The sequence below is a fragment of the Moritella viscosa genome, assembly GCF_900120065.1.
GTDB classification, from domain to species: Bacteria; Pseudomonadota; Gammaproteobacteria; order Enterobacterales; family Moritellaceae; genus Moritella; species Moritella viscosa.
In genome coordinates, this window is sequence record NZ_FPLG01000051.1 from 1 (window position 1) to 10,445 (window position 10,445).

The 10,445-nt window shown below is 38.4% G+C and carries 9 protein-coding genes and 1 pseudogene; 6 read left to right on the forward strand and 4 right to left on the reverse strand.

Annotated features, from left to right (window positions below; genetic code table 11):
• Positions 1-423, forward strand: a 423-nt coding sequence (locus BT797_RS23835) for a hypothetical protein (RefSeq protein WP_175545652.1), incomplete at its 5' end; no start/stop codon positions are given.
• A 371-nt stretch (positions 424-794) separates the two neighbouring features.
• Positions 795-1,520, forward strand: a complete 726-nt coding sequence (locus BT797_RS07775) for a hypothetical protein (RefSeq protein WP_139291653.1) — start codon at positions 795-797, stop codon at positions 1,518-1,520.
• A 176-nt stretch (positions 1,521-1,696) separates the two neighbouring features.
• On the opposite strand, the gene BT797_RS07780 is transcribed toward BT797_RS07775, so the two are convergent.
• A complete protein-coding gene (locus tag BT797_RS07780; protein WP_339390690.1) occupies positions 1,697-1,954 on the reverse strand; it encodes an Ogr/Delta-like zinc finger protein in 258 nt (85 codons plus the stop codon).
• A gap of 525 nt (positions 1,955-2,479) precedes the next feature.
• Here BT797_RS07780 and BT797_RS07785 point away from each other — a divergent pair.
• The 4 genes from BT797_RS07785 to BT797_RS07800 all read left to right on the forward strand — a co-directional run bounded on the left by BT797_RS07785 (position 2,480) and on the right by BT797_RS07800 (position 9,433).
• A complete protein-coding gene (locus BT797_RS07785) occupies positions 2,480-3,289 on the forward strand; it encodes a hypothetical protein (protein WP_075471582.1) in 810 nt (269 codons plus the stop codon).
• Between the two features lie 512 nt (positions 3,290-3,801).
• Positions 3,802-5,274 carry a BspA family leucine-rich repeat surface protein gene (locus BT797_RS07790; RefSeq protein WP_075471584.1) on the forward strand — a complete coding sequence of 491 codons (1,473 nt, stop codon included), beginning with the start codon at positions 3,802-3,804 and terminating at the stop codon, positions 5,272-5,274.
• 494 nt (positions 5,275-5,768) lie between these two features.
• Positions 5,769-7,541 (forward strand): BspA family leucine-rich repeat surface protein, encoded by a 1,773-nt coding sequence (locus tag BT797_RS07795; protein ID WP_075471586.1) that lies wholly within the window; start codon positions 5,769-5,771, stop codon positions 7,539-7,541.
• Between the two features lie 494 nt (positions 7,542-8,035).
• Positions 8,036-9,433, forward strand: a complete 1,398-nt coding sequence (locus BT797_RS07800) for a BspA family leucine-rich repeat surface protein (protein WP_075471588.1) — start codon at positions 8,036-8,038, stop codon at positions 9,431-9,433.
• A gap of 117 nt (positions 9,434-9,550) precedes the next feature.
• Here BT797_RS07800 and BT797_RS07805 read toward each other — a convergent pair whose 3' ends face one another.
• The 3 genes and pseudogenes from BT797_RS07805 to BT797_RS24640 form a co-directional block, all read right to left on the reverse strand.
• Positions 9,551-10,000 (reverse strand): hypothetical protein, encoded by a 450-nt coding sequence (locus BT797_RS07805; protein ID WP_075471590.1) that lies wholly within the window; start codon positions 9,998-10,000, stop codon positions 9,551-9,553.
• Positions 9,997-10,320 carry a hypothetical protein gene (locus BT797_RS07810; protein ID WP_045109594.1) on the reverse strand — a complete coding sequence of 108 codons (324 nt, stop codon included), beginning with the start codon at positions 10,318-10,320 and terminating at the stop codon, positions 9,997-9,999. Before BT797_RS07810 ends, BT797_RS07805 begins: the two co-directional genes overlap by 4 nt.
• Positions 10,320-10,445 (reverse strand): annotated as a pseudogene (locus BT797_RS24640) (phage portal protein); the annotation flags it as partial. The gene BT797_RS07810 and the pseudogene BT797_RS24640, both read right to left, overlap by 1 nt.

Consider the following 10,445-nt stretch of genomic DNA (forward strand, 5'->3'; position numbering starts at 1 on the left):
CGCAAGTCTCAAGCATTGCTCGACAGTGAAGCGAGCACCAGTAGCACCGCAGGTGCTGAGGGTTTAATGAGTCCCGAAGGGGCTTCTCGGAGTTCTGTCACTAACTGTACGCCCTCTAGACGCGACAGGTTAAATACTGGAATTAAAGCACTTTTGAAAAGGCGCGGTATTCATTTAGATGATCACCTGGTCAATGTTATGGGCCAAGGTGCTCAAATCAGAGTTGATAAAGACCATATCGTGAAATTAAGGCAGGGCTATTACGTCGAAGGTTCTGATAAGTATCACCCGCCAGAACTGGTCGATGTAAAACCCGAAGAACCCAATATTTGGGATGGTTGGAACAGTCCTGAAACTGAAATTAAGGATACATCCGATTACATACCCGGTTGGGAAGACTGGGAAAGTTGGGATTGGGGGTGATAATTTAATCTAGAGTTGACTGCGTGCCATTAAAACAAAACCCTCAATTCTAATGTAGAGCGCATTTTCTTGTTTATATTTTTATTTTTTGGACTGTATCAATTGTTATTTTTTTAATCATTTGTAATAACAGATTAATTTTATGATTTTGATAGTAATTCATTAGAATAAAATTAGTTTTATACAAAATTCTGTGTAATACATTGTTATGATTTAATAATTGGAGTTGGTGTTGATTCCATTGCTTACACTTACTTACTTATAAAATGTTTGAATACTGGAACTTATTTTTAGTTAAATAATCAGAATCGTTACTTAAGCTCGGTATTATTTATTTCCCGAGCTCCCGAGGTATCTTTAGAGGAAAGGCTATGCGTTATTATACCCCTTTGTATTTAATTTCTCTTTTATGTAATGCTCCAGTAGTAATGGCTGGAGCTGACACTCCAGTAGTAATGGCTGGAGCTGAAACTACAGTAGTGTTAGATGGTAATAAAGCGATCTATGAAGGAGATATTGGAGAGGAAGCTAATGCGACGTTATTTGAGTTGTATAGAAAAAATAAACAGGTAAATACGTTAAAGATAAAAAGTAAAGGTGGTGAAATTAACGTAGGAATGGATCTTGCAGAATTTGTGTACACCAATAAGTTGAATGTTGAAGTGAATGATTACTGTTTTTCTTCATGTGCTAATTATGTATTTCCAAGTGGTATGAAAAAAATCATTGGTAAAAATGCAATCATTGGTTTTCATGGTGGTGCGAGTAGCACTGAATTTGATGACAGTGAGTTGGATACATTACCAGAAGAAGAACGAAAAGCGATTTTAGTATTCATGGCTGAATATTTACAACATGCACTCAAGCGTGAAGCCTTATTTTTTTCGATGATCGGTGTTGAGCAAAAGATAACAACCTTAGGCCAAAATGAAGCGTTTTCAAAGTTTGATGAAGCCGATTTTAAGGGATGGTATTACTCAATTGATGCATTAACGAAATTAGGTGTGACCAATATTTCAGTTATTGATGCTCCATGGGAATACAAACCCTTTGATAACGTAACAAAGTTATTTGAGATTATTGCCAATGATTTTTAATAAAATTTGTAGTTTTTACAGAAAAACACTTTTAGTCAGATAAATTATCCTATTTAACCTCAGTTCTGCATATGAAATTGTTTTTCAAGCCGAGTTATTTTGATGCTCGGCTTTTTTGTGCTGTCGATAACTTATTAGAGTATTGAACAAGCCCTCAATTGTGAGGATTTTTTGGTTTACAATATTGAAAGCTGCAATTGCAATTCTTGGCGCTGTTCGGGCGCTAAACCTTTCACCAGACTAATGGCCATCTGCGTTGTTGTTTTAGCTGAAGGGCTCAACGTATGACTAAAACTAAGATTCATAACAAACGAATGACCACACTCCGCATTATTACAGCTGCAGTATAAATCTGTATAGCTATTCGAAATCCTATTCGTTTTCTGGATTCGACTTTTAACGCCGCATTCTGGGCAAACTACTCGCATAAACATCCACTTAATTCACATACTGACCTGTAAATTATACGATATTAAGCTGTTGTTTTATACAGTTGTATGACATGTTCCTCATAATACATTGACACCGCTGATGGCTGAGGAAAACATTTAATCATGCGGGCGTACCCCGATAAACTCACTCCTCTTCGCCTACCGCGTTTTCGCAATTTTTTTACGTTTTTGACACTAAGGTAACAGGCTATCCCAATGTACCGAGCTTATTTATCTTGTTTTTCAATACAAGTCCCCCATAAATTTAACATGAAAGTCAGATTAAACGTAAATTCAGTTAAAATACCTACAACTTCAGTAAATATGTAATATAAATATATTATACAATGATTTATTTGTTCTAACACTTTCTGTCACTATACATAAAACTACCTTTTAGCTGTAATTTCACCACCAGTGAAAGCTAACGACACTGGCATTGCTAATGGGTAAGTATATGCAATTGTTGATGAAGACTTTAAATATTAAAAAGTGTTTTACTATTAATTATTAAATTAGGAAATGATGATGAAAGGGAAATTATTAACGCTATCGGTTCTAGCTGCTCTTACTATTAGCACGCACTCTTACGCAGGAACAGAGTGGGGAGGAGGTAGTGCTCCAGGGACTTGGGCAACGGCATGGGGTGAAGACACTTTTGCATTAGGAGCTTACTCAACGGCATGGGGTGTCAGGACAACAGCATCTGACCAAATGTCAACAGCTTGGGGACGTGATACAACCGCATCTGAGTCTAGGTCAACAGCTTGGGGAGAGGGGACAACAGCTTCTGGAGTACGTTCAACTTCTTGGGGGATAGGGACCGCGGCATCTGGTAATTCGTCAACTGCTTGGGGGAACGGAGCCACCGCATCTAAAACTACTTCAACTGCTTGGGGGGAGGATACAGAAGCATCTGGTTCAGGGTCGACTGCTTGGGGTAACCGAACAGCTTCATCAGGCAGTGGCTCAACGGCATGGGGCTATGGAACAGCGTCATCAGGCAGTGGCTCAACGGCATGGGGTATCACCACAATAGCATCAGGTGAATACTCAACAGCATTTGGACGTGATATAAAGGCAATAGGTAGGTATTCAACGGCATTCGGAAATAGGGTCAGTGTATCAGGTGATTACTCTGTAGGTATTGGCTTATCTGGGTTCGTTTCAAATTATCCTGATGTGGTGGATGATAATACATTTGCTGTCATGGGGGGAAAGATGCAGTTGTGTGATAGAAACAATATATGTATCGATGATTTGCAGAATAAAATTGAAGAACAGGATTTATTGATTCAAAGCCTGCTATCTCGTCTTGATGCGCTAGAAGCACAATAATGTTGAAGCAGTGGAAAGGCTGTTAATTCTGCGCTGTGAATAGGGGTTAATTCATTCAGCAGTGAAAAGCTAACTGGCTTTCACTGCTGATGCTAAAACATTTAATCGTGCGCGTGAGTCCCCGATAAATTCACTCCTCTTCGCCTACCGCGTTTTCGCAATTTTTTACGTTTTTGACATAAGTATGGACATGCTGATATCCCGAAAGCCTTATATATAAAGGATCTCAACGATCATTTAAAGATCGCTAATGTCAAAGTTGTGACACCTTTTGTCACAAAGTGACAGGCTATTCAACTTTATAAAAAGCATTATCTCTATTTTTATTTCAATGAAAATTCTATAAATATTACTTAAAGATAAATTGATAGTTAATTTATACCAATTCTATTAGCATAAAAAATAAACTTAATATACAATCGCTTACCAGATCCCGTACCCCTTTGTGGTTACTCTGGATTTTGCACAATTTATCATCACCTCAATAATCGGGGTGCGTACATGGAATTTTTATGAAGTTTAAAATACTAACTGTGGCTCTTTTAACTGTGACACCACTTAATGCACGTTCGAGCGATAATGTAGGTGCGTTTTACAAATCCAGCTTGAATGGAACCATAGTTTCGCCATCATCAGCGAAGGTTAACGATACTGGCATTATTAATGGGAAAATATATACAGTTGTAGATGAAGCTATCTTGCGTAAGATGATTGCCGATGGTGATGATGTGACTCGTGTTGTAACGACAAATATAACAAATATGAGTAACCTGTTTAAGGATAACAAAACATTCAATCAAAATATCGGCAACTGGGATACATCTAATGTGACTGATATGAGAGGCATGTTCAGCGGGGCCGAGTCATTTAACCAAAAAATTGGCAACTGGAATACATCGAACGTGACATCTATGTCAGATATGTTCAATGGTGCTCTAGTATTTAATCAAGAAATTAAAGGCTGGAATACGCTTAAAGTGACGGATATGAGCCGTATGTTTTTCCATGCAGAGGCGTTTAATCAAAATATTGGTGGCTGGATTACATCTAATGTGACGAAGATGGCTTGGATGTTCGGGAAAGCCAAGGCATTTAACCAACCTATTGGTAACTGGGATACATCTAAATTGACGAAGATGTTTGGTATGTTCTACGAGGCTTATACATTTAACCAAGACATTAGCCGTTGGAATACATCTAACGTGACGTGTATGAGGCATATGTTCGATAAGGCTCATGCATTTAACCAAGATATTGGTGGTTGGGATACATCTAGCGTAATGAATATGAGCCAAATGTTCAGCGGTACTCAGGAATTTAACCAAGATATTGGTGGTTGGGATGTATCTAAGGTGGAGAATATGAGTAAAATATTCTACGAGGCAAAGGCGTTTAACCAAAATATTAGCCGCTGGAATACATCTCGCGTAACTAATATGGAGGGGATGTTCGCTTATGCTAATAATTTTAACCAAGATATTGGCCGTTGGAATACATCTAGCGTAACTAATATGAAGTCAATGTTTAGTTACACTTATGTATTTAACCAAAACATTAGTCGTTGGAAGACATCTAGCGTAACGAATATGGATTCAATGTTCAGTGGTACTAAGTTTTTTAACCAAGATATTGGTTATTGGGATACATCCAGTGTGACGAATATGAGTGCAATGTTCTACCGCGCTAAAGCATTTAACCAAGATATTAGTTATTGGGATACATCTAGCGTGACTGATATGAGTTATATGTTCATTTATACTAATGCATTTAATCAAGATATTAGTTATTGGGATACATCTAGCGTGACTGATATGCATTATATGTTCAGTCACACTAAGGTATTTAACCAAGATATTAACCTTTGGGATGTATCTAAAGTGAAAAATATGAGTCGAATGTTTTGTCATGCTGACGTATTCGAGAAAAGCAATGTGGATTCATGGGATTTATCAGGTGTAAATACGAAAGAGATGTTCGGTAAATAAGCCTGTAATAAAAATAGTCTTTGGTAATAAGATAGAAAGCTGAACCCAATCTTATTGGGGTTTGGCTTTCCCTTAAATTATTAATCGCCTATTTCACATTGACTTAGCTGGTAGCGTTAACCAGCCCCTTTAGAATTCTTACTTCCCCAAAAGGCCCTAAATAATCGCATCAACCCCAATGTTGAAACCGAAATTCCCACAGTCACAAAATTGTGACACAAAGTGACAGGCGATTCTAATATATCGAGAGCATTTCCCTCATTTTTTGTTTCAATGAAAATCCCTATACATTTAACTTCAAAGGCAGAGTAACTGATACCTAGTTAAAACACCTACCCAATCAGTTAAAGCACCTATCAATTCAGTCAGTATAAAAAACAAACTTATTATACAATGACTTACCAAATTTAATACCTCGTTATGACTATGCGGGGAGTTACTTTTTACAATTTTCATCACCTCAATAATCAGGGTGTATATATGGAATTTTTATTATGAAGTTTAAAATACTGACTGTTGCTCTTTTAGCTGCAATGTCACTTAATGCACACGCGGGCGAAAATGCAGGTGCGTTTTACAAATCCAAAATGAGTGGAGCCATCGTTGCGCCATCATCAGCGAAAGTTAACGACATTGGCATTGTTGATGGGCAAATGTATACCGTTGTAGATGAAACTATGCTGCGCAAGATGATTGCCGATGGTGATGATGTAACTCGTGTTGTAACAACAAATATAACAAATATGAGTGAGCTGTTTAAGGATAACAAAACATTCAATCAAAATATCGGTTACTGGGATACATCTAATGTGACTGATATGTCATACATGTTCGAGGGGGCAGAGGCATTTAACCAACCGATTGGACACTGGAATACATCTAATGTGACGAGGATGTCAGGTATGTTCTGGGGGGCAGAGGCATTTAACCAGCTGATTGGACACTGGAATATATCTAAAGTGACTGATATGTATTATATGTTCAGAGATGCCGAGGTATTTAACCAAGATATTAGCCGTTGGAATACAGCTAATGTGATTAATATGGTAGATATGTTCAACGGTGCCGAGGTATTTAACCAAGATATTAGCCGTTGGAATACATCTAATGTGACTGATATGTCATACATGTTCAGGGGGGCTAAGGCATTTAACCAAGATATTGGCGATTGGAATACATCTAAAGTGACTGATATGCGTGGTATGTTTAAGGGTGCTGAGGTATTTAACCAAGATATTAGCCGTTGGAATACATCTAACTTGACGAATGTGTCACTTATGTTCTGGGATGCAGAGGCATTTAACCAAGATATTGGTGACTGGGATGTATCTAAAGTGACGAGTATGAGATGGCTCTTTAGAGATGCGCAGAAATTTAATCAAGATATTAGCGGCTGGGATACAACTAGCGTGACTGATATGAATACTATGTTCAGCGGTGCTCATGCATTTAACCAAGATATTGGTGACTGGGATGTATCTAATGTTACGGATATGAGTGGTATGTTCTATTCTGCTCATGCATTTAACCAAGATATTAGCGGCTGGAATACATCTAGCGTAACGAATATGGGCGCTATGTTCGGTAATACGCGTGTATTTAACCAAGATATTAGCCGCTGGAATACATCTAGCGTGACGAATATGGGCACTATGTTCAACGGTGCTAGTACATTTAATCAAGATATTAGCGGCTGGGATACATCTAAAGTGACTAATATGGGATTCATGCTCGGCGGTACTCATGCATTTAACCAAGATATTGGCGGCTGGGATACATCTAGCGTGACGAGTATGGCGTTTATGTTCACCGAAACTGCGGTATTTAACCAAGATATTAGCCGTTGGAATACATCTAAAGTGACTGATATGCGTGGTATGTTCAACGGTACCAAGGCATTTAACCAAGATATTAGTTATTGGGACACATCTAGCGTGACCAATATGTATGGGATGTTTGCCAGTACAGATGTATTTAACCAGGATATCAGTTATTGGGATACATCTAGCGTGACTGATATGAGTAGAATGTTCGCTTCAGCTCGCGTATTTAACCAAGATATTAGTTATTGGGACACATCTAGCGTGACTAATATGAGTAGCATGTTCGAAAGTTCTAAGGCATTTAACCAAGATATTAACCGCTGGGATATATCTAGCGTAACAGATATGAGTAAAATGTTTTATCAAGCTGAATCATTCGAAAAAAGCAATGTGGAGTCATGGGATTTATCAGGCATAGATACGACAGAGATGTTCGGTAGATAAGTCTGTAATAAAGACAGTTCCTAATTATAAGATAGAAAGCTGAACCCAATCTTATTGGGGTTTGGCTTTCCCTTAAATTATTAATCGCCTATTTCACATTGACTTAGCTGGTAGCGTTAACCAGCCCCTTTAGAATTCTTACTTCCCCAAAAGGCCCTAAATAATCGCATCAACCCCAATGTTGAAACCGAAATTCCCACAGTCACAAAATTGTGACACAAAGTGACAGGCGATTCCAATATATCGAGAGCATTTCCCTCATTTTTTGTTTCAATGAAAATCCCTATACATTTAACTTCAAAGGCAGAGTAACTGATACCTAGTTAAAACACCTACCCAATCAGTTAAAGCACCTATCAATTCAGTCAGTATAAAAAACAAACTTATTATACAATGACTTACCAAGTTTAATACCTCGTTATGACTATGCGGGGAGTTACTTTTTACAATTTTCATCACCTCAATAATCAGGGTGTATACATGGAATTTTTATTATGAAGTTTAAAATACTGACTGTTGCTCTTTTAGCTGCGATGTCACTTAATGCACACGCGGGCGAAAATGCAGGTGCGTTTTACAAATCCAAAATGAGTGGAGCCATCGTTGCGCCATTATCAGCGAAAGTTAACGACACTGGAACTGTTAATGGGAAAACGTATACAGTTGTAGATGAAGCTATGCTGCGCAAGATGATTGCCGATGGTGATGATGTAACTCGTGTTGTAACAACAAATATAACAAATATGAGTAACCTGTTTAAGGGTAACAAAACATTCAATCAAAATATCGGTTATTGGGATACATCTAATGTGACTGATATGTCACGTATGTTCTACGATGCTGCTGCATTTAACCAAAATATCGGCTATTGGGATACATCTAACGTGACTCGTATGAAAGGTATGTTCAGAGGTGCGATGGGATTTAATCAAGATATAGGTTATTGGAATACATCTAGCGTGACCGATATGAGCCTTATGTTTAAGGATTGCAAAACATTTAATCAAGATATTGGCGACTGGGATATATCGAACGTAAATTATATGATTTATATGTTTGATAATGCAAGTGTATTTAACCAAGATATTGGACGCTGGAATACATCTAATGTGACCCATATGAACGGTATGTTTCAGTTTACCGGAGCGTTTAACCAAGATATTAGCAGTTGGGATACATCTAAAGTGACTGGTATGGGTAGTATGTTCGAAAGAGCTTGGCTATTTAATCAAGATATTGGTGGCTGGGATGTATCTAATGTGACGGGTATGAGTCGGATGTTCTATGGTGCTCAGACATTTAATCAAAATATTGGCGACTGGGATACATCTAATCTGACGACGATAAGAAGAATGTTCCAGGATGCAAAAGCATTTAACCAAGACATTAGCCGTTGGGATACATCTAATGTGAATGATATGTACCAAGTGTTCTACTATGCCCAGAAATTTAATCAAGATATTAGTCGTTGGAATACATCTAGAGTGGTGAATATGGAAAATATGTTCAGCCATGCCTATGCATTTAACCAAGATATTAGCCATTGGGATACATCTAGCGTGACTGATATGGGTCGTATGTTTTCTAGTGCTAAGGCATTTAACCAAAATATTAGTTATTGGGACACATCTAGCGTGACTGATATGAATCAAATGTTTTATCAAACCTTTGAGTTTAACCAAGATATTAGTTATTGGGATACATCTAGCGTGACAGATATGAGCAGTATGTTCGAAAAATCTAAGGTATTTAACCAAGATCTTAACCGCTGGGATATATCTAACGTAACAGATATGAGAAAAATGTTTTATGTTGCTAAATTATTCGAGAAAAGCAATGTGGAGTCATGGGATTTAACAGGCGTAGACACAACAGATATGTTCGGTAAATAAGCCTGTAATAAAAGATAGTCTTTGGTTATAAGATAGAAAGCTGAACACAATCTCATTGGTGTTCGGCTTTCCTTTAGATCATTAATAGCCTATCTCATATTTACTTAGCAGGTAACGTTAACCAACCCCTTTAGTATTTTTACTTCCCCAGAACGCTCGAAACAATCGCATCAACCCAAGCGTAGAAACAGCAATACCCACAATCACAAATTCAAAGTACCAGGGCGCACCTTTATAACCCATGGCCTGCCAGCCTGCCGCCATATACGGCTGCAGCTGTGGCACAAAGTGGGCAATGAACAATCCCAAAAACACCGTAATAATAATTTCATCCATTATCGATTCGCGCCGGTTCTTCAACACCTGCAGGTCATAATCAGCGTCGTTACCTTCCTGGTTAGCCAAGCGTTTGGCTTCTGCATCCAACTTGGCCAACTTAAGGTTACCTTCTGCAGTCGCAATCGATGCCGCCATTTCTGCCGCAATCCGTTTACGCTCGCGATAGCTACCAGACAAATCTGCAATCGGTTTTGAAATAAAACTAAACAACGAAGTGATCCAACTCATGATTTATTCCTCATAATAATATCCAAAAAGTGCTTAGGGTCTTTTGATACCGCTTTTGCCAGGGCATTAACCCCCGTTAAAAGATGCGGCGCTACATACGCGGCAATACCAATGATGCCGGTCTTCAACCCTTCATCTAAGCCAAGCCAACGACAAAAACTGTCCGCAATGTACGCGGACAAAATCGCCATCAGCACCGACATAAAATAATGAAAAAAAGTAATTCGGGTACCAGACATATACATTTGCGTTGCGGCGGCCAATAGCGACAACAAACACAGCTGCCCCCATTGCCTTATAAAAACAATCAGTTCTTCCATCAATCCTCACTCCTCGGGTTTAAGTCAGAATACGCTGGCTCTGCAAATTTAATATGCAGCGGGGCAGGTAAATACTCGTTAATTTCCAGCATGTCCTGCTGCATAGGAACCACTTCATTGTTGTA